A 21,597-nucleotide genomic window follows, 5' to 3' on the forward strand; every position below is an offset into this window, starting at 1 on the left:
CGTAGCTGCAATCCTGCTTGCTCAAAATCTATTCAAACATGGTTGCGCTTTGGGGAAATTATGAGGGGATCCCTCAGGGCAAAGCTATCAACCCTTATTAACGTAATAATTATTATTCATCTGTCACTAACAAGAGAGAGCTTTTGAAACTTGAGTTTAACGGATCTCTATTGAAAACCTCACCATTAGTCGTATCAAAAGTTGCAACATGCTTACCGTCGCCATTAGGTGTGTTGCTCCAGACATAACGCCCTAGAACATCATCTCCATCTTTCAGACTATAGCCGCTAGCAAACCCTGTACTATTTATGGCTGGGCTGTGGCAAGCTCGCTCAGTTAGAGATACTAGCTCTTTGATATTTGCTAGTCGCCAATTTTTTTTGTCAGCAAAATTGTGAAGAGGATGGTTGCCGTCCTTATTACGAATTTGTTTGGCTGTGGAGAGAGCGAGTTGCCATGACATTGTAGATCGCGTCCCCTGGCATTCTTGGTTTCCTACATTCCATGTCATACCAACTGGACAGCGCATCCATGTTAGACCTGTTTTCAGGTCAGTTACGGTACCGCTCTCAGAATATGTATAACGCGTGTTAGGTGCCGTTTTAGCAAAGTCAGTAGAACACTCTTGTGCAGCTATTGCAGTTTGAGAAGCCAAAGTAAGAGATAGTACAGTTATTAATTTCTTCATCTTATTGCCCCTTAACTGCGACTAGACGGATTGGGAATTGGTAAGAATCATCGGCACCCGCACTTGTGTTGCTTGATCGAATCTCGACGTATGAAATAGTGCCTCTATCTTTGCCCCGGGAGACAATCGCAGGGAAATAAATCTCGCCATCAATAAGTTGTGATGATGCATTCGTAAACTTAAAGTCGCTATGCCAAAACGCACCATATCCTAAATAAGGGCTACCTATGGTTTGCTGTGGAAAGTATTTAACATTAAAACCATAGACGTTGTATTTTGCATATTCATCGTTCGGAGCAAACAGTGTTTGTTCACCAAAGTCTAGTAAGTCATAAGTCTCACGGTAAGTAGGCAAGCGCCAACCAGTGATTCCACATAACGATTGTTTGTTTATGTACTGAACATATTGGCTAGTGGTACAAACTTCATCACCAGCGTCTTTACAACCTGCAAGCTCTACATCTTTGCTAAATGGCTTAAATGTTTCAGACTCAAACGCAAATAGGCGATCTTTAAATTGAACTGAGCTCGCATCCGCACTTTTGTTTTCCCAAACAAGACCAGTACGCTCGTCCATAGTACAAGCCCACTCAGTCGCATCTGCAGCTAAAGCAGCACCTTGTGAATCTAACTTAACGAACTTAAAGCCTGCGCCTGTCGACGTTTGCTTGTCCTCTTTGTCGAAGCCGTACTCCGCATCTTGACCAGGGTAAGACGCTTGAACCTCTGCTACGTCTGCTGCTCCTTCAGCAAAATAAAGAACGGCGCCCGTATCGTTACTACCAACCGTTTGTTCAGCAACCGCTACAATTTCTTCAGCAAATGCACTCACTTCCACTTCAGACAGAAGATCAGAGGCCAATGATTTACCCTGGAAGCTAAGGCTTTGAGCAAGCAGCGCTACGCCTTGGGTCATTTGTTGTGGCTGCATTGCAGCTAATAGTGCAACCGTGTTTTGCTCTAGCTTATCTAGCTCGCTGGCTTCTGCGTTAGACATTACCGTTCCAGACAGAGAAACACCGGCATCGGTGAGTTGTGCTTTCACAATCTCTTCAGCTTGAGCAACGGTTTTACCGTCAACCACAAGACCTGCGAGCAACGTTGTTACACCATTGACCGTGTTACCCGTTGCTAAGTTTTGGCCCGGAGCCGCAAGACGCAACGTTTGGTTCGAACCTTGATCAACTTGAGCAAGAATGGTGCTGGTTAGTACGTTTTTGTCGCTTGAAGTCAGGCTAAATTTACCGGCATTATCCGTTTTAGCACTCGGCTCGGTCGTATCACAAACGTAGTTTTGGTTTAAATCGATGCAGACTGGCGTATCAAGAAGTGTACCTGCAGAAACGATGGTGCCAGCTACATCATAGGTCGGTGCCGACGTGTCACCACCAGAACCTCCGCCACAGCCAGCAAGGGCTAGTGACATAGCAACGAAAGAATATTGAAACTTCATAGATTTTATCTTCTTTTGATTTTAATTAACGAGAGCGAATCACTCTCACCATTGAAAGCAGGAAAAGTCCTAACAAGGTCCAAGGCGAACCACTGCCACCTGAACCACCGCCACTGCTTTCTTTAGTGGTATCAGCACTACACTGATACTGAGCAAAGTGACTCACACCCCACTCTTTCAACACCCCAGAGTTCCCTGACACGCGGTCAGACACTTCGAGACGCCAAGTCCCCCAACTCGGTTGACCGACAAGTGCTTGTAACTCCTCGTCATACTGAGCGGTGAAGTAACCTTTAAATCCTTTGGTATTGCTTGATTGATGGCTAAGTAGCACGACCGATTTGCCTTGTGGAGACACTAGCGTCACTTGCAGATCTTGCAGTGAGTCATGTTCGATGTTCAGGTAAACCGCAAACGAATCATCAATCGTGCGTGACTTGTCCGATAGCGTCTGAGAGAACAGTCTGTCGCCCTGTTCCGGCAAAGCGGAGTTCACTGGTTGAGGCTGGATATCGAGCTCTGGCGTACCATTAACCAGCATCACCTTTTCACTCCACTGGTGAGTCTTTAGGCCTTCAGAAAATTGATAATCCAATGAAATAGAGGAATCGAATTGCGTGCCACATGTTAGACCGCTTGGTAACGCCACCTTCATTGAGGTCGAGTCAGAAAGCGTTTCATCAAAGTCGAAAACAGATGCGTTGTTTAGCTGCCATTGCCCTTTGATGCTCGCTTCACGGCCAGTTTGGCTCAGGCTCAAACCAACGTCTTGACCTTGTGCGATGTATCGAGCGTCATAGCGAACACGAAGAGGCGCTTTAAGTAAGTTGTGTCTGTTGAAGCTGTCCGTCAGGAATTGGGAGTAGTCTTTATTTGGGAACAAGGTGTTTGCGGCAAACACGGTCGACTCCGCCAGATCATGCATTTTCACGCCACGACCAATGCCGTACATGCCTTCAAGAACAATGGCGTCAAACTCGCGGAACACCCTATCGGTATCATCACCGTATCGTTCAACCGATGCTTTAAGCGCTTGAAACAGCGGCGTTGACCATAGCTCGTCACCTAGTTCACCGCCCACACTGACGTGCGCTGGGTACTCTGAGCTCTCGAAGTAACGTGCTCTTTGGTTCCATAAGCTACGAGTTGTTTTGCGTGTTCCGAACACACCGTCCCAGTTGAACACCGTATCTAACTCGAATTCTTGACCACGACGCGAAGCATCCAAATATTGAATGCGGTAGCTCGCGCTGCCCGCCCAGTAATCAGCAAAACCCTCTGCGATAGCACCAGTGTGACCGTACGCCCAATCCGGTACGATTTGGTAATGAATGCCATGCCCAAGCTCGTGTATCACGACATCAGCCTCGACTGCATCCGGAGAAACACCACCGACACCCAGCATGAGTGCTTTCGGACCGTAATAGTAAGTAGAGTTATCTTTTGATAAACCGCGAGCATCAAAACGAAGCGGTTCATCAAACAAGTCGTAAGTCAGGCTTGTCAGATATTGGATCGAGCTATCAAGATGATAAAAAGCCATCAACTGTGGGAACGCATTGTCACCAAACTCGGTGCTTTGCATCTCATCAACACTGTCAAATGCTTGAACCCCTTCTGCGCTGAGGAAGTCCAACGTATCGAGTACAGGCGCTTCACCAGGTGCTGGGGCTGAAAATAAACCCGTCGCATCCACTTGCTTTAATCTTGGGTTAGAGAGATAGAACTTACCTCCCGACTTTAAAACCTCAATCGACTTGGTGACGTACTCGATCGGCTGAGGGTAATCGGACAGTGCTGACCATGTCGATTCTGGTGCCGCTTGCTGTTGCATGGTGCGCAGATCTGGGTTGAATAAAGAAACCTCAACATCAACCAGACTTCCAGATCTCAAAGCCGGTGGCTCTTGTGCTTGCAGTTGGCGAGGCGATTCCAATTCCATTGCAACCGTTGGTTTACCGTTGCGAATTATCGTATCTTCAAGGCTCTTAAACACTCGCACAACGTGATGATTTTTATCAGTTGTTACTACAAGGGCACGCTGAGATTGATATTCACCGTTAACCCAAACATCAAAATTGTAATGCTCACCAAGCTGAGACTGGGTTTTGTAACGGAACTTAAACTCGCCCGCTTCTGAGTAGTGGCTGTCTAAATAAGTTTTCGCTTGCGCTTCATTGGTCACCACAGAATCCGTTGTGGGATAATCCCACTCTGCAGACAGCGCCGCAGGGGTACATGCAATAAGCAGTGAAAACGCCAATGGTTTTAGCTTCATGATTTCGTCCTAGAATTCGTATTTTGCAGTCAGCGTGAAGTAGCGCCCTGGCTCAGTTGAGTAACGCTTACTTTCCTCAGCGATACCCGCTACGTCTTGGTATCGGATGTATTCTTTGTCGAACAGGTTGATGATGTTTGCGCTAACACGAAGGTCTTTGGAAACGTGGTAAGTTGCGCCAATATCAAACGTATTCCACGCACTTGTCTGCGCGCACTCTGTCGCTAGACCAAGCGTGGTCTGGCATTTAGGAACGCGATCCATGGCCGCGGCCCAGTTCCAAGCCACGTAAGCATTGAAGTCTTGGTCGGCGTATTTCAGTTGAGCGTTACCTTCGAATGGCGTAATGCTTCGAACGTATTCACCTTCCGCGTCTTTGCCATCTACGTAGCCAAACTTGGTGCTGATGTTCCATCGCTTAGTGATCGCGTAACCCGCAGAAAGCTCTGCACCATACGTCTCGACACCATCGAGGTTTTGGTATTGTTTAATGTAATTACCATTGCTTGAGTCAAAGCCCGTGGTCACAACGTCGATGAAGTTTTCAAACTTGTTGTAGAACAAAGACGCATAGACATACGCACGACCGTTATCGAACTTGTTACCGATTTCAAATGAGTCGGAAGTTTCAGCTTCTAGATCCATGTTTGGTGCAATGACAAACGGCGTGAGCGGCACAAAGTCGTGGCTTACAAAGCCATACGCTTTATCGTATTCCGGAGCACGGTAACCATGGTTATAAGATACATAAGCAATGTTGTTGGCAAATACTTCACGAGAAACCGAAAGACTTGGAGATACCTCTGAGCTATCCATGTCTTTTAATGGGAAGCCGCCCACTTCACCCGCACCGTCTGGCGTGAGACGGTGCGCATCAAAGCGTAGGCCACCTGTGATGGTCCATTTATCCAGTTCCACCATGTCTCGAACGTACAAACCAATGTTATAAGCACGAGCAGGAGCGAAAGGTTGTTTGGTCGAAGGTGTTACTCCGTTCCAATCAATCTTGGAGTCGCTATCTGTGCGTTCGTAATAGTCAGTAGAAAGCTCGACACCGTAAGCCAATTGGTGCTCAGCATTTGCTGCATAAATCGTATTAGTGAAATCGCCACGGAAGCCAATTGTTTCGTCAATGAAGGTTTTGTGTTCCAGCTCGCGACGCTTGGTGATCAAACCATTGTGATCCACTTGGCGCATTAAACGGTTGGTGTCTTCCACCACTTCGGTGTGACGCCAGTAAACTTTGGTATCCAACTCTTCGAACCAAGTTGGATTAATCGGAGTCACCTCTGCACCAATATAAGCGCTGTACTCTTCTGTGGTTTCATCCTCAGCAAAGTCTTCAATATGCCAAATTCCATCAGGTTGAATGGACGGTGAACCCTCCAAACGCTCTTGGTTCTGGGTGTAGAGTTCAGCTTTCGCTTTCAACATCACCTCTTCATTGAAAAAGTGGTTGATCGTATAAGCACCGCTGTAACCATCGAGGTCGCGGTTATACAAATCTTCATCAAAGTTACGTGTCTCTTGCCCCTGCCAGTATGAAACGTTAAACAAACTCTCAGTATCACCGGAGCGGAAAGCTAGATTACTCGTGCCTTTGTACTTGTTGCTGATATCGGTGTAAGTACCGGATACATCGGTGTAGAAGTCTTTGTCTTTTAAGAAATCACCCGGCTTGCTGGATTCTAAAATCACCACACCGCCGATCGCGCCAGAGCCATGCACCGAAGAGCTTGCACCTTTAATGATTTGCAGCGATTCAAAATTGGATAAATCAAAAGTATCTCGCCCAACTGCATCATTAATGTCATTCGCACCGAAGCCATCCGCAGAACGAATGCCATCACGAACGATCATAATGCGGTTACCCGTCATACCACGGATGGTAATGTTTTGCGGACGTCCTGCACCGCCCGTCACGCTTACACCAGGTTCGTTACGCAGCACGTCATATAGCTCGGTCTCGCCTCTTTCTTCGATTTGCTCGTTTGTGATAACCGCGACACTACCTGCCACTTTTGACAATGGCTGATCGATTTTATTGGCGGTTACCACCACCTCTTCCATTGAGAAAACCTTAGATTCGGCGTGCACTTGACTGGCAGCAAGTACCGAAAGTACTGCCGCTGACACTGGGGTAAGCTTCATTTACTGCTCCGCTTTAGATGTTTTAATGAGTGATAGTAGAAATGCGTATTCTTTTGCTTGTTGTTCTTGCGCTTGTCGTGGGTCCATTTGGTGGCCCGAATTAAAATCAGTTTGCAACAAGTACGGCCCGTTGCGCTCACTTAACGCTGAAACTTTAGCGAGATACTTAGCGCCTTCCCAATATGGCACGCGCTGATCGATTAAACCGACTTGAACAAACATGGGTGGGTAAGCGTCTTTATGGATATTGAGAATCGGATCGTACGCCTTCATTAACGCCAATTGTCCAGGTTTGGTTGGGTTACCCCATTCGCCATACTGCTGTGTGGTAAGCGGAAGTGAGGTATCCGACATACTTGCAACCACATCAACAAAAGGCACTTTAAGTACGACACCTGAAAACAATTTAGGATCTTGATTAACCGCTCCGGCCACCAACGTGCCACCAGCACTAGAACCGATGGCGAAAACCTCTCTATTGCCACGTTCGAATGTTTGCAGCGCCTTCGCGGCCGCGACAAAATCACCAATAGAATTGGCTTTTCGCACACCACGGCCTTGCTCGTGCCATTCATCGCCAAAGTACCCACCGCCACGGACATGGGCGATAGCGTAAATCACACCTTGGTCGAGTAAACTGATAACCTGAGGCATAAAGTACGGTTTCATCGTAAAACCATACGCGCCGTAACCGTAAATCATCACAGGAGATTGTGGGTGCAATTTGTCTTTGCGATACGCCAAAGAGACAGGGACAGAAACGCCGTCGTGCTTAATAAAAATACGTTGGGATACATAACGCTGACTATCAAAGTCTTGGTAAGCATCTTGAGAGTACAAGGATTTATTCAGCGTTTTTACATCGAACTCTTCCCACTGAGGAGGCGTAGTCATCGACATGCTTCGGATACGAATCTTGTTTGATTCAAAATCGCCCAACGTGCTTAGCCAAGCGACATTACCATCGTGTTCCAATGGCAGTATCACTTTTTCCTGACCTTGGTAAGAATACACCGTCAAAGTCGACACATTGTTTGGCTTGCTAAGTGCCACAACTCCTGCATCATAAAGGTAGAACTGTTCAAGCGGCTCACGAGGATTGGTGAAGCGTTGCCATGTTGCGCCAAGCGGTGCGAGTTCGGCTTGGTAAAGGGCGAACTTTCCTTCAAAGTTGCTTTTCAGATAAATGTAACCTTTCGCCACATCCGCGTAATATTCCACACCCACTTCAGGCTTTCGCAATGAATCTGAGACAGTGCCCGTTTCTAGATCGACAAGCTTCTGCTCTGTTGTTGACTCGTTGTTGCTTTGCAGCACAGCATAACGGCTATCTGCCGCACGATAGAAAGAAAGTAACCAATCTGACTTGGGTTCATTCCATAGGACTGTTTTTGCCAAAGATTCAGTGGAGATACGTAAGATCTGATGAGGTCGCTGAGTGCGCTTTTCTTTTGCAACGAGGAATGCCACTTTCCCGTTAGGTGACAACAATACGCCACTATCGACGTGCGTCGCCAGTTCCGTAGATTGGCCGGAGAGTAAATCAACAACCACAGCACGATATTGTTCGCTACCGTCGATATCTTCCGTGAAAAGGAGCGTGTCACCATTCACTTGCCATTGACCAAGTTGGTAGTACTGATGCGCAGATTGTCGTTCATCGAAATCGAACACCACGTTTTCTGGTGCATGTTGACTCGCACGGGATAATAGTAAGTAACGACCATCGCGACGCGTTAGCGTCCACTCTCTTCCACTCATGATCGACCATGGCTTATCACCTTTGTCTGCCACCATGGTATCCCACTGCGTGAGTAGGTTTTTTGTCAACGTCTGATAACTTTTTTGGTGCTGTTCAGTTTTGTGGTTTTGTTCTGTTAGGTAGGTAAGAACTCGCTCATCTTTACGAGCATCATCTCGAAGCCAGTTGAAATCATCAGCAGCAAAGCCAGAACTAGAGGTAATTATGAGCCCTAAAAAAACATGAGTAAATTTCATATAGAGAGCGAATTCATTTATAGGATTAATACAATGGCGCGTATTCTGCCCTTAAATAAAAATGAGATCAATTATCATTTTCATAATCATGTAAGATTTTTATCTAGTGTGTGAGGAAAAACGTTTGCTTTGACCGAGGTAATAAAACTTAATAACTTCCTAAATTAGCGTTCTATGCTGTTTATATACAACCAGACAAATATAAAAGCTGACAAACGAGTGAGTATGGAAAGACGCTATTTCACCTAGCGACAGACATAAAAAATCCGAGTGCGAACACTCGGATTTTTAAGAACTAAAATCAATGGGAAACTACAGCAGCTTTTACTCTTCAGAGCTCGGTGCCGCTGGTTTTTTCTTAGGGATGAAGACATCATCACCCACAGATACGTTTTTGTAGAAGCTCTTGTCACGCTTAGCTGGTTTTTTCGCCGATTTTTTCGCTTGAGGGCGAGCTTTCTTTGCGGTCGCTTTCTTATTGCGGAAATCTGGTTTAGGTGGCTTAAGGCCTTTAAACTTACCTTTCAAATCTTCGAACAATGAAAACTCAAGATCTTGTTGTAGGTATGCTTCTACACGTTTAAAGCTATCCCAGTCTTTTGGACCAACAAGAGAGATTGCATCCCCTTTATTTCCAGCACGACCAGTACGACCAACTCGGTGTACGTATTCTTCGGTATGCTTTGGCATATCGAAGTTGATGACGTGTGTCACAGTTGCAATATCCAAACCGCGGGAAGCAACATCAGTCGTTACAAGGATCTTAAATACTGCGCGCTCAAACTGACTCATAATGGTGTTACGTTGAGTCTGGTTCAAGTTACCACTTAGTGCTACAGCCTTCAGTTTCTTTTCGTTCAGCTTTTCTGTTAGTCGCTCAGTATCATCACGCGTTGCCGTAAAGATAATAACTTGACGGTATTCAGCCTCAGAAAGAACACGATCTAAAATTGCCTCTTTATGATCTAGGTGATCACACAAGTAAAATTTTTGCGTGATATCTTTATGTTCTTCGTTAGAAACGCCGATAGCAATTCGCTTTGGCGCATTGAGCATTTCAGCCGCGATTTCATTGACGTCTGCATGATCTAATGTCGCAGAGAACATCAACGTTTGACGACGACGATGCTTGGCTGCTTTATGAATGCGACGAAGCTCTGGTGCAAAGCCCAAATCCAACATACGGTCTGCTTCGTCCAGAATTAGCGTTTCCAAACCATCCAGATAAAGCGAACGGTGCTCTAAGTGATCAGCCAAACGTCCTGGTGTCGCCACGATAAATTTCGGGTAACGACGCAGAGCTTTTACCTGATCGTTAAAGTTCTCACCACCCAAAATCAGTGCTGCTTCATAAGATAGGCCAGCTAGCATAGAACGAAGCTCACCATATACTTGTTTCGCTAACTCACGAGTAGGAGCAAGGATAACCGCGCGAGGGTCTTTCGCAGAAAACGATTTTGTCTTTAAAGACTTATGAAGCATTGGCAATACAAACGCCAAAGTCTTGCCCGAACCCGTTTTCGAAGATGCCAATAGATCCTTGCCTGCAATCGCAACAGGAATCGCCTGCTGCTGAATGTCAGTCGCTTTTTTAAAATCGTAGTGTTTTAGGTTCTTCAACAATCGGTTGTCTAGGCCTAGATCTTTAAATTGCAAAGTATTCTCCAATAAATCAGTCAGCGTCTGAGCGCTCTGTAGTGTCGTTTCCGCTCTAACGCAGCAAAAAAATAAAGCTCGGTATAATACCGCAAATCATAGGAGTATAGATAGAGATCACACAAACTAATTCCCTGTGGTGACGGTAAAACATCATTTGTGGCTCAGTTCAGAGTAAACCCTAGCCTTTTTGATGTGCATCTGAACGTGAAGTTCAGTGAAAGGCCTTTCAGATATGTCTTCTATTCTTCAACAAAACGACGTAAATAGCAGTTATTTGGGCCAATAAACTTTCATTTGTGTCAATATCGTCTAAATTATTGATATCAGGAACGTGGCAAATACACCTGCTATGAAAACTGTTGTGAGAGCGAGGGAGAAGATAGACTATTCACCTTTGTTAAGCTCAGGTAAAAGTTGACGTCAGGTACTCCATGAAATTCTTGGGTTTTTTTGACTTTTGCTACATCATGTACTGATAAAATGTAACCACATTTAACCTCGCTACTGTATAAAATAATAGTTAGTGGCGAGACTTTCACTATAAGCAAGGAGTTCTTATATGAACAAAACGTTGATCGCAGCTGCAGCAACTTCAGTACTTCTACTAGCCGGTTGTGCTTCTTCTGATGACGCAGCTACAGCAAATGCAGCAAAATTAGACGAACTAAGCAACCAAGTTAGCCAACTAAGCCAAGACGTACAAGCTCTTCAATCTGACGTTCAAAAATCAGGCGCAGCAGCAATGGCTGCTCAAGAAGAAGCTGAGCGTGCTAACGAGCGTATCGATAACATCGCTCAGTCTTACACTAAGTAAGTAAGAGAATCGAAAATAACCGTCATTTATCAACCAGTTACACGATTGAAAATTATCAAATGGCGATAAAGTGGCGACATTATCTATGTCGCCACTTTTTGTATCTGGGTAACCGGCTAAGGTATAAATGCATTAAGTAAAAATTCAGTCTCACCCCATATGACTGTGATTAGAGTGCTTGATGATATGGTCTTCATAAACAGTAAAAAGAAAACATTAACAATCAAAAGATTAAAGTATCATAAATTAACTCACGTCTCAGAAGTGTCCACACATCACTACATATATTAGTTTAATGAACTTATAGTTCATTAAACTTAACGAACTTCATACCTGTGGATTGTGCGTAGTCCAGAACTCTCTCTAAGTTGCTTTCAGTAATGCACCAGATATTGTCTTCACAAGCATAATCTATGTCATGACTAGCTAAAATAAGTAACTGTCCTTTTTCGTTTGCCTCGTCAATGGCATCCATTATTTTTTCAAAGTTAAATACGTGCCCATCAATCCCAGCAGCCATCAAATAATGACTATTCCCATCACTTAAAGCATCTACAAAGTTTGCACTTCTGAAATCTCTTAGTTTATTGAACCGACCTCTCAGATTTTCGTTGATCTCGTCACTCGTGCTACCGTAAGGAAATGCTATGCTAGTTGTATTGAAGCCATCTTCAAGCATACGGTTTAATCCTAAATCAATTTCTACACGTAAGTATTCGCTCATACCATTTTCGGCAACAAAATCGGGGCCGTTATGATGATATGTTGTATGAAACCCAATCTCATGACCTCTGTTTTGAATTTCCATCAACAAATCTTGCAACCTTGTGCCACTAACCTTCATCGTATAGCGTGTAACAAAGAAAGTGGCTTTAGCATCGTATTGATCGAAGATATCCATGGACTTATGCCAATTTTCGATATAAGTATCATCAAAAGACAAAGCCAATCGACCAACAGACTGCACTTGTAAAGTGTCTTCTTCTGATTCTTGGCAACCTACAATTAAGAGGCTGAACACTAGGATAATAAACTTATTCATAAACTTTAAAATAACCTGTAAACCAATAGGGTGATATATGCAACCAGACCAACTAACAGTATGACACTCCGTTTATTTTTCTTTACCAACTACATTAACCACTTTTCCACCTTCATCTCATGAAAAAATTTGAAAAAGCAGCCTTGCTGTAAGATTGGTTCTAGAGCCTTGCGGTATCTGCCTTAACTGCAACTAAATAGATCTTTAATTTTGCACACGAGATCTTTAACAAACTGACAAAAAACACATAGCAGCATTAATAATCAATAGCTTACAACATTTCATCAGATCTTTATAGATCGTTATTACTGCAATTTATCGAATAAAATCGCAATTATTGAAATTGTAATAGGCGCAATATAAGCCCTTTCTAGCGGCTTTTCATATCACTCAAAGTCCTTATAGCAAAAGGCTTTATCGCGTGTTCTAAGCCCCTCCTAGTCCCTTAGATTTTCACTAAATCAAAATAGCGAAAAAACCAGATCGAAAAGCGTGCAGGTGGGGAGGAGGAGTGCGGATTCCGTCACTCGCGTATGCATTTCGTGAGCCTGTGATACAGGAATGAAAGTTAGTTACAGAATCACAGGAAAAAGAAAAGCGCCCGTTATAGGCGCTTGTTATGGATACCGGGAAGGTTTAGCTGACTTTGTAAGTGCCCGCTGAGCTGCCGCTGGTTACCGCAACTTCTGCGTCCGCTTTGATGTCTTCTATCACAGCTTCCACAATAGCTTGCACGAACTCTCTTTGCTTTGAGTACTGGCCATCTACGATGAAACCAGCGGCTTGTAGCTTTGCGACCACATTATTTGTTGTTTTACTGCTATTTAGTGCCATTTTACTTCCCTGCAGCTACAGTGGTTGACCCATCAACATGAGGTGAGCCTGTGAATGGACAAGCTGACGCACAGGTAATGACACCAACCCCACCGTTTAGCTTAATTGTATTTGCATCTTCAGTGATACTTTTAGCTTTGATGCTAAGCTCTTTACCTATAGTGAGTTTGACCTGCCCCTGTATGTCTTGTATCTGGTCTTTTAGTATTGATATTTCTTCACTCTGCTTTACTGTAATTTTACGCATCTCTTCAACGATAGCGGTATAGTTAATTACGTTTATCGACCTGTCTGTACAGTTCAGCGTGGCATTTTTGTCTGTGGTGCTTTCGAAGTTCCCCACTTCGTCTACCAACTGGTACACGCCTTGCCGTTTTTGGTATCGGCTTTCGCCTTGCTTAATCGCTGGTAACTTGAACCCCAATGGCAGCACACAACGAATAAAAGGCTTATCTGGCTGGCCGAACATAAAGCCGATTTCTACAATGCTTCCGATTGCCGGTGGTTCAAGTCTGCCGGCGTATTCACCCACCCCTGGTATTGGAAGTGGTACCGCCTGAAGTGGTGATTTGTCTTTGAACTCCACGCCCTTTTCATCGAGCAGCTGAACGTCCACCGCATAATGCGGATAAAAGCGATCAGACATGTCGCCCTCTTCTGGCAACTCAGGTAACGCAACCACCTTACCCCATCGCGGTAAATGCCAACGTCCGGTCAGCTCTGGGAACAAACGAAATATGATTCGCTTAATTGCATTTACGTCCATATCAGCTTCACCTCTGTTCCTTGGAAATCAACGCCCACCAAACGCAAGCCATTGATTATGGCGCCTGGTCTTAGCTTAGGGCTCGCAGGTATTTTCACTGACTTGGCCGTCGTGTGCCCCGTCATTAAGCTATCAGGAATAGCCACCGGCTTATCTGCCCAATAAGAGTCTTTCCAAGTGCCCACATAGATTTGGCCGTTACCCTGTTGTTGCCAAAACAGGTCTTCTATACCGAAAGCTTGAGACAGCTCGTCCATTACTCGATAGCCATTGCCATCACTGTAAAAGCAAGGGATAGAAGTTTTGCTGTAGGCTGCTTCTGGTACCACGAACTGCAGCCCGGTTTTGTTGGTCACGTCGCTTAGCAGTTGCATCAATGTCGGGTGGCGTAGTGTGATATCAAGCGGCTTAAACAACAATGCCGCCAACTCGCGACAAAAAAGTTCTGACCATCCTTTTTCCGATGCTTGCACCCGTTCGATGTAACCAAGGAATACCCTCGATATGCTGTCACCCCATCCAATATCTACGGCAATGATGGTATTTACCTTCGGAGAACCTTCAACGGAAATCGAGCAGCGAGCAGGTGTATTCGCATCAAAGAGAATGCGATGTTTCTTTGCTTTAACCTTCTGGCTACCAAGATAGGCGCGGCAAACAAACTTATGGTTTGGTTCCATTACCTCCCCCTATGACAATATTTCGTCTAGTGATTTGAGAAACTTCATAATGCCCGTGAGCTCAACACTTGTATCCGGAGGAACGTCTTCACTTTGTCCTGCTTCTACCGGAGTGGTTACCCCTTGCACCTGCTGCTGTGTTGCAGGTTTGTCTTCCTGACGTTGTTCAACACGCTCAGGAACAGACAAGTGCTCAACCAACTCGAAAGCGACGTTCCATTGTCGGTTGCTCTCTTGCTCATCGGCTCGAATAGTGCCTTGAAACTTCACCTGGCGTATCTTGAGTGCAGCGGCCGTGTTGTTGCTGATGCGGTAAATCTGGCGGGCGCTGTTCTCTTGCCCGCCTGCCATGGTGAAAAGGTTACTTAGGGTTTCACTCTTGTTGAATGGGATCACGCCACTGACGGACAACACTTTACCTTTGTTGCCCGTTTCGGCTTGATCAGTCGATGAGGACTGGCCGGACATATCTTGTCCGGCAAGCTGTTGGCGCACGCTAATGCGCTGGTTCTTGAGTAAGATTTGAGTGCCGTTAAGTGTGAGCATCATTCATCCAATTATGGTTGTGACAATAATGGGTTCGCGTTGTCGATAACACCGATTAACTCGTAACCAGTCTTATCGCTTTTCGCTGACCAAAACTCAAAGCGACAATCAGCCTCAACATTATTCGAGTCAGACTTAACCACTCGGATAAAACCACCCGTTTTAATATCATCTGTACTATTCACATTTGCATCAAAAGCAAAAGACATTGTATAACCTCGCCCTTCCATACCTTCTGTTATTGGAGCTACGAAATGCGCATTGCCTTTATGCTCTTCAACTGTGGTGAAAGTAGACGGATCAATGTTGTTTTTATCTCGAAATTCAACAGGAAGCTTTGCCCCCTCTGGGTATGAGAGATAATGCTCCAACAACCCTTCGTTGTCATAGGTTCTAAGCTTGGTGTCACCGCCAACCGAAACAATTTTATTGTGATCGGCAGTGCCAGTTATGACAAAGTCACTATTCCCTACCTCTAGCAATCCAACATCACCAAACGTGGCAATAGCTCGGCCATTCTTATTGTCTTCAATTACAAATCGGCATTTGTTGTTAAATGAGACTTTGTCGATTTTTTGCAAGTAGTTAACGGCATAATCCACGCGTCCTTCAAAGTAGCAATTCGATACTGTTAAGTCTTTAGATTGAACCGCTACCTCAGTACGGGTTTTAATGGCATTAAGTGGCATGTCTCCGGAATTGGCTCGAAAAGAACAGGTATCAAATGAGACCGCTTTAATGTAGCCATTAATTGCAGCACACTTGTTAGACACGTTATAAAAACGCAACGCTCGGAACTTCTTATTCACACCAGAGAAAACAATACCTTCATCCTGACACTCTACGAATGTCATATCATCGTAGACCGTATTATTGCAGCTCAGATCATAGATAGCGTTATCACTTAACTGAGTGAAATCGATTGATTTGGCTGTGAGATTATCACAACCATCGAAAACAAACGGTGTTCGACATTCTGTGACCGCCCCCCCTGACAACCTTAAACGTTTAGATGCCACACCTTGCAGTTTGTGAGCACTAATACATCGCCCTAAGTGTTCACCGCCAGCCCCCCAACGATCAACTAAAGTACCGTCATAATTTTTATGGTACATGTTGAAGAACTCAGTGAACTTGATCCTAATGTCACTACCACCGCTCACAATCATGAAAGCGGATAGGTTATCCACAACATAATCTGGAGATGGATAACACGCATTTTTTATTTCGTCATAAACTCGAACTCGGAGCCGTTTGGGATTATTGATATCAAATAATCGGTGAGAGAAGGTTCCTTCATAATCGACCTCATTCATTTTTATTTCTAATGACGTCGGATTGTTGAATGTAATTCTGGTTGATTTATCCAGGCTTTCATCAATGCGAAGGTTCGCTTTTCTCAAATCCAGCTCTGACGCTGAGCAGTCATCAATAGTGATAGTTCCAGGAGCGAGGCGATAATCACCACCTTCTGATTTAATGCGTAAAACCCCTGATTTAAATAATGGCAATACGTTAGCCAAAACAGGCATGATGTCATTGTCATCAACAGCCCCGAACTGCTCAATGGAAATAGTTCGGTTATGATTCAAGCGATAATGATGGCCTGCAGCGTTCCAAAATTCGTACTCATCACCCTGCGATTTTTTCGTTGTATCCGTATCAATGTAAATATATTCAGAACCACCACGCCCAAAATTGGTGTGGTAATTTGTTCGCAGCCGTTTAGCTTTTACACTATCGTTATAGGCTTCAGAAAAAGTATCAACGGAAACAACGGTATTTTGTAGAGTCCAATCTCTACTCGCACTTTCACCCTCCGGCCTCAAATCACTCACGCTTCCATCGGCCAGCACTTTGGCAATTTTGCACACGAAATGCGGGATATCTTTGCCTGTTGAAGAATCGATGTAATCGTCTTTCTCTTCGGCCGTGATGATAAAATCGAACAGAGTAACCTGCTCACCTGTTGGTGTGCCTTCGCGGTGCGCATCGATGTAGATGAACGAGGGTTGGTTGGGTACCTGAACGCTGCGGTCGAATTCCATGCTCACGCGGTTGCCTGAGACATAACCGGCTCCCGCTTTGATGTTGTATGCACTGCCGGAAGGCGTAACCAAGAAACCATCTTCGATAAACCAGTCTTTGCCGTTCTGGTCGATGATGGACTGCGCCACATCGCTGTCCATCTTCTTCATTCGGTCAGTGGCGTTGTATTGCCAGCTCGATGCATCCACCGTGATGTTGGTGATTTCGGCAATGTCTTTGTATTCAAGTACTACCGAACGCACCAAGGTATTACCCGCTACACCCGGCTCATCTGCTGTTTTAGGTGTAAGCGCGTGATGGTCAATCGTGACTAATACGCCATATTCAGAGCAGTAGGCCCCCGTCCAGTTGAACTCGAATGGACCCACATCGCTGGTCAATGTGGTGCTGTAAATCACCGAGTCTGCAGAAAGGCGCCCGCGTTGATCAATCTGCTCTTGGTAAACAATATTGTCCGTCGGTACCACACCACCCGGCTGCGGAAACTCTGGACGATTGGGTACATTCGCAAACATCATCTTGTCGATGATAAGTGGTTTTTCTTCAGCGTTGAGCTGTGCCAACAGTGCTTTACCTGCGGCGGTTAAAATTGACTTGTCAGTGGTATTTGCCATGTTTAGTAATTCCTTAACCCTTCACTGTGGCTTGGTAATATTCGCAGTCGACGTTCAGCACGCTTGGCAGCATGCCAACATTGAGCCTGGTATTAACGTGCGACGTGGTGTATTGCGCTTCGACGCTCTTACTTCGCGCGGCCAACGGCATTTCGACATAACTGGTATATTGATAACGGCGGCAGGTTCTGCCGTATTGTCTGATGACGGTATCTAGCAACTTGGGGACATTGGTTAGGTCACCATCGCGGATTTTTAGGCTGATTACATCCCAATCAACTTTTGCCAAACGCTCATCTTGAACAATATGGGGGTACCCCAACTTGGCGAACATATCTTCCCAACCCGCGATAGAACCTGCTTCACGGGCAAATCCATAGGCATGCGCGACACGGATTCGAAACACCACTTCTGGCTCTTGCCCTAATCGTTCTATTTCACGTTGCCAGGCAAGAATATTCACCAGAGCCATTGGGGCGGTTAACGGGGCATGCTGCTGCAGTGGCATTTCAAATGCTGCTCTCACATGTTCCCAGTAGTTGCGCATGGCTCGGGCGAACTTAGCCAGCTCGCTTCTTCCCATCCAGTAACGCAGGTCAATCTCAGGAATTTTCAATCGTCACCCCCAGAGAATTAATTCGCGGTACCGTCAGGTTGTTGATGATGTCGGCGTTATCAAATTCGAGGGATTCAATCTCTGAGAACTGCACGTGCAGCTCCTGCCCTAACCTTGAGAAACTGAATCGAAGAACAGGACTGGCCACTGTTGGTGAGTAATCGGTGTTCTCTCGGAAAGCCGCACCGATGAACTGCTCCACTTTTACGCGTAGCGCGTCTCGCTCTTCCATTGTTAATGAACGCAATGGCCAAACCCGGCAGACAATATCGTGGGTTGTTTCTGGCATGGCGAGGACTTGCAGATCATCACCATGTCCGTGCTGACCTTCGACACGGATGTACTCATTCAAATCCGCCAACATTTCTGCCGATGGTTCACCAGTGTCTAAAAGGATGAACGCGTTGGCGGTACCTGGTCCACGGGGAGCGTTGTGCTCAAAATAGACATTGTCGTCATTGATACCTGCGCGACTGGTGAGCAGTGAACGGTAAGCTGCGTCAATGTGCCATCTTGCTACTGCGCTCCATTGGTTACGAATACGTAGGCGGAGTTCGTCATTACTCTCTTTGTCTGCCCCAGCTTCATTCAACCATTCGGCAGGGTTGGTCACTGCGCCAATGCCCGGAATGGCTGTTGGTAAAATGTGGTAATACCCTTCACCTAGGTTGTAAGCCGCGCCCTCGTTCTCCGCCTCCACTTCTGTCATCACCATGGTGTCATTTTCTGGCATCGTGGTATCAGCAAGCACCTTCACCCGGTAAATCGTGCCGTTAATCGGTTCGGTCTGTACCCACGTATCTTTGGGGATCACCAACGCAGGGCCTTTAACCGCAGAACGTTGAAAAGCGATCATTCCTTTGGCTTTGGTTGCCCCTTTTCGGGTGAGTTTGCATTGCCACGCCAACAAGTCGAGCCATTGGTCTACAGCGGTCGCAACAAACATATTCGGCAAGACATAGCCAACCAATAAGGTATTGATGAGCCACATCGTGACTTTCACTACCGTGGCTTCAATAAGACGCCAAAATGGAGAAAACGGCGAGTCGTTTGAGATGATGGAACCTTCTTTGTCCATCTCCTCTTTGAGTACTTTCTTCCACCCTGCTTCATCGGTTGGGATACCCGATTGCTTCACCAGTTCGGAATAGTCTGGTTTTGGAATATCAGTCATTAACGCTCTCCGTTATTCACTATCTCTAATTGCAACTCGCCAAAGTCCATGGTGTCGGCAAATACGTAAATCGAGCCCTCGGTCGGTTCATCCAAACGCACGGTACCTGGTACCAATCGAACGTCTTCTTCAACAAGCAGTTCCAGCCTGGTGCGGATATCGGCTTTCTTTGATGGGCTTCGCTCAGCGATTAAATCCACCGCTAAATTGCTCTCGATGATGGCGTGTTTGATGTCTTGGGCAATAACCGCACGGTCTTGAATCAAGATTGGGTTGCGGCCTGCATCGAGCACCACATCCCCGTTCTCAATCAAAATGTCCTGGTATTTGTAATCCGCCATTAGCCTGCCGCCATTTCTATTTCACTCGCCATGTCTTGCGGGCTGTTCATGTAGGTTGGATAAATCGCCACACCACCGTAGTTCGTCGAACTGGTTTGATAGCTGGCAATGTTCTTGGCTGCGCCCCCAGGTTGAATTTGTGCTCGAGGCGTAGCACTTTGAACGGACTTAGATTTCACTTGAGTAGCTTCATCATCACTACCGAAGCCAGGTATCCAATCAATGAGTCCTTTCACGGAATCCCAAATTCCCGCTAGGCTCTGGGTAATCCAATTGAACACTCCGGAAAAAACTTCCTTAATTGAGTTGGCCATATCACCGATAAAGGCAAATCCACTAGTGTCGGTAAAGCCGCTCATGACCCATTGCCAACCTGCCTTGATGAACTCAAACATGGCTCTGAATGGAAGTGTGATTAAAGTGATTGCCCCTTCTAGTACTTGGAACCAGGTTGTGTCACCCAACGAGGCTTTCAGATCATCCCAGTAGAAGATCAGCGCACCCACTGCGGCGATTGCGGCAACGACAGCACCAGTAATGAATCCTATTGGGTTCGCCATCATTGCGATGTTTACCGCTAGCATTGCAACGCGAAGCGCTGCCATTCCTTTGGTTAGTAAAAAGTTCACCCCTGTAAACATCTTCATGGTGAGCATATAAGTCGCCATGACTTGTTTACCGACACCCATCATTAAGGTAAAAACACCACCTGCTGCTGCTGCACCTAAAATCGCCATGGCAGCAAAACCAATGTACTTGGTCAGGTTCGGGAACATCTCTGTCCATTCGATGATTTCTATCGCACCATCAGCCAAGCTTGAAATCACAGGTAAGAGAGAAGGCAACAACGCGGCACCAAAAGCAGTGCGAACTGCAAACACGCCTTGTTCGAGTCGTTCCCATTGGTCGGTCATCGCTCCGGCCATGTTAATTGCCGTATTTAAGTTACTAGCATCATTTAGGTCTTTGACGCTGGATTGCAGCTCATTCGTTTTGCCTATCAAGTCGGTGATAAGCAGCACGGCTTCATCCGAGCCGAAAGCTTGCTTAATCTGATCAATTTCCAGTGAATCTAAATCACCGAATTGGTTGCGCAGTTTCGACATAATGTCGAACATTGGCAGCATCTTCCCGTTGCTGTCGGTAAACGCCATGCCTAGCTTGTCTTGCGCTTTTACCACACCGCTCATAAAGGCTTTATAACGAGTTCCCGCTTCACTACCAGTCATAGAACCTTGCAGCAGGCCAAGCACTGCCATTTGCTCCTGAATGGCTACGCCGTGAGTTTTACCTAATGCGCCAACACCTTTAAACGCATCCGACATTCCTTGACCCGTGGTTTTGAACATCTCGACAGATTTTGCGGTCATACCTGCAACTTGTTCAGCCCAGTTGTCTTTACCAATCCGATCGGCTTGGTCTTTAAAAACCGAGTACATGGTACCCATGTAGTTGGTAATGGTGGCCGTATCTGCTTTAGTCGCAGCGGCTAAAATAGCCGAGCTTCTTGTGACACCCGCCAGTTCATCGCCTGTCATATCCCCCATAGCAGATTTGATATCATACGAAGCCGCCACAAATTCAGTGGCCGACTTACCGTATTCAACCGAAAACTTCATTGCTGTTTGGGTAAGGGTTTTTAGCTGGTCATCGGCAACACCAAGTGATTTCACTTCACCTAATGCCCTGTCCATCTCAATCGCTGGCATCAAGGCTTGTTGCAATGCAAAACCAGCACCCACCATGCCTGCCGCTCCTGCCATCATGGTATGAGTACCCTGACGGTAGGTATTGGTGACATCATTCAAATTGCGTTTAATATTGCCCAGAGGTTTAGAAATCTGGTCAATCAATCCAACTTGAAATCTGAGTGCTTCTGGTAACATCGTGTTCC

The 21,597-nt window shown here is 45.7% G+C and carries 17 protein-coding genes; 1 reads left to right on the top strand and 16 read right to left on the bottom strand.

Going from position 1 to position 21,597, the window contains the following annotated elements; translation table 11 throughout:
• Positions 1-112 precede the first annotated feature (112 nt).
• The 6 genes from R7R24_RS03850 to R7R24_RS03875 form a co-directional block, all read right to left on the bottom strand.
• Positions 113-688 carry a DUF1566 domain-containing protein gene (locus tag R7R24_RS03850; protein WP_005375151.1) on the bottom strand — a complete coding sequence of 192 codons (576 nt, stop codon included), beginning with the start codon at positions 686-688 and terminating at the stop codon, positions 113-115.
• A gap of 1 nt (position 689) precedes the next feature.
• Positions 690-2,141: a DUF1566 domain-containing protein gene (locus R7R24_RS03855; protein ID WP_054579337.1), complete on the bottom strand. Its 1,452-nt coding sequence runs from the start codon at positions 2,139-2,141 to the stop codon at positions 690-692.
• A 25-nt stretch (positions 2,142-2,166) separates the two neighbouring features.
• A complete protein-coding gene (locus tag R7R24_RS03860; RefSeq protein WP_318119420.1) occupies positions 2,167-4,419 on the bottom strand; it encodes a proprotein convertase P-domain-containing protein in 2,253 nt (750 codons plus the stop codon).
• 9 nt (positions 4,420-4,428) lie between these two features.
• Complete coding sequence (locus tag R7R24_RS03865) at positions 4,429-6,570, bottom strand: TonB-dependent hemoglobin/transferrin/lactoferrin family receptor (RefSeq protein WP_171345507.1); 2,142 nt, start codon at positions 6,568-6,570, stop codon at positions 4,429-4,431.
• Positions 6,571-8,568 carry a prolyl oligopeptidase family serine peptidase gene (locus R7R24_RS03870; protein WP_054579339.1) on the bottom strand — a complete coding sequence of 666 codons (1,998 nt, stop codon included), beginning with the start codon at positions 8,566-8,568 and terminating at the stop codon, positions 6,571-6,573.
• Between the two features lie 324 nt (positions 8,569-8,892).
• On the bottom strand, positions 8,893-10,236 hold the full coding sequence (locus tag R7R24_RS03875; protein ID WP_017820508.1) for a DEAD/DEAH box helicase: 1,344 nt from the start codon (positions 10,234-10,236) through the stop codon (positions 8,893-8,895).
• 550 nt (positions 10,237-10,786) lie between these two features.
• On the opposite strand from R7R24_RS03875, the gene R7R24_RS03880 reads away from it, so the two are divergent.
• Positions 10,787-11,041 carry an Lpp/OprI family alanine-zipper lipoprotein gene (locus R7R24_RS03880; RefSeq protein ID WP_005375145.1) on the top strand — a complete coding sequence of 85 codons (255 nt, stop codon included), beginning with the start codon at positions 10,787-10,789 and terminating at the stop codon, positions 11,039-11,041.
• Positions 11,042-11,342: 301 nt separating this feature from the next.
• Here the strand turns inward: R7R24_RS03880 and R7R24_RS03885 are convergent, their stop codons facing one another.
• From R7R24_RS03885 to R7R24_RS03930, 10 genes are all read right to left on the bottom strand, one after another.
• Positions 11,343-12,083, bottom strand: coding sequence for a polysaccharide deacetylase family protein (locus R7R24_RS03885; RefSeq protein ID WP_318119421.1), 741 nt, complete (start codon positions 12,081-12,083; stop codon positions 11,343-11,345).
• A 636-nt stretch (positions 12,084-12,719) separates the two neighbouring features.
• Complete coding sequence (locus R7R24_RS03890) at positions 12,720-12,917, bottom strand: hypothetical protein (RefSeq protein ID WP_318119422.1); 198 nt, start codon at positions 12,915-12,917, stop codon at positions 12,720-12,722.
• 1 nt (position 12,918) lies between these two features.
• On the bottom strand, positions 12,919-13,683 hold the full coding sequence (locus tag R7R24_RS03895) for a hypothetical protein (protein ID WP_318119423.1): 765 nt from the start codon (positions 13,681-13,683) through the stop codon (positions 12,919-12,921).
• Positions 13,674-14,363 (bottom strand): hypothetical protein, encoded by a 690-nt coding sequence (locus tag R7R24_RS03900; protein ID WP_318119424.1) that lies wholly within the window; start codon positions 14,361-14,363, stop codon positions 13,674-13,676. The genes R7R24_RS03895 and R7R24_RS03900 overlap by 10 nt, the downstream gene beginning before the upstream one ends.
• Positions 14,364-14,372: 9 nt before the next feature.
• Entirely contained in the window at positions 14,373-14,909 is a 537-nt protein-coding gene (locus R7R24_RS03905; protein ID WP_318119425.1) for an adenine glycosylase, read from the bottom strand.
• Positions 14,910-14,920: 11 nt separating this feature from the next.
• A complete protein-coding gene (locus tag R7R24_RS03910) occupies positions 14,921-17,572 on the bottom strand; it encodes a phage tail protein (RefSeq protein WP_318119426.1) in 2,652 nt (883 codons plus the stop codon).
• Positions 17,573-17,585: 13 nt separating this feature from the next.
• A complete protein-coding gene (locus R7R24_RS03915) occupies positions 17,586-18,188 on the bottom strand; it encodes a phage tail protein (protein ID WP_318119427.1) in 603 nt (200 codons plus the stop codon).
• Positions 18,175-19,362: a baseplate J/gp47 family protein gene (locus R7R24_RS03920; protein ID WP_318119428.1), complete on the bottom strand. Its 1,188-nt coding sequence runs from the start codon at positions 19,360-19,362 to the stop codon at positions 18,175-18,177. The genes R7R24_RS03915 and R7R24_RS03920 overlap by 14 nt, the downstream gene beginning before the upstream one ends.
• Complete coding sequence (locus R7R24_RS03925; RefSeq protein WP_318119429.1) at positions 19,362-19,703, bottom strand: DUF2590 family protein; 342 nt, start codon at positions 19,701-19,703, stop codon at positions 19,362-19,364. The genes R7R24_RS03920 and R7R24_RS03925 overlap by 1 nt, the downstream gene beginning before the upstream one ends.
• Positions 19,703-21,589, bottom strand: coding sequence for a phage tail tape measure protein (locus tag R7R24_RS03930; protein ID WP_318119430.1), 1,887 nt, complete (start codon positions 21,587-21,589; stop codon positions 19,703-19,705). The genes R7R24_RS03925 and R7R24_RS03930 overlap by 1 nt, the downstream gene beginning before the upstream one ends.
• Positions 21,590-21,597 lie beyond the last annotated feature (8 nt).

The organism is Vibrio sp. 704 (assembly GCF_033339295.1).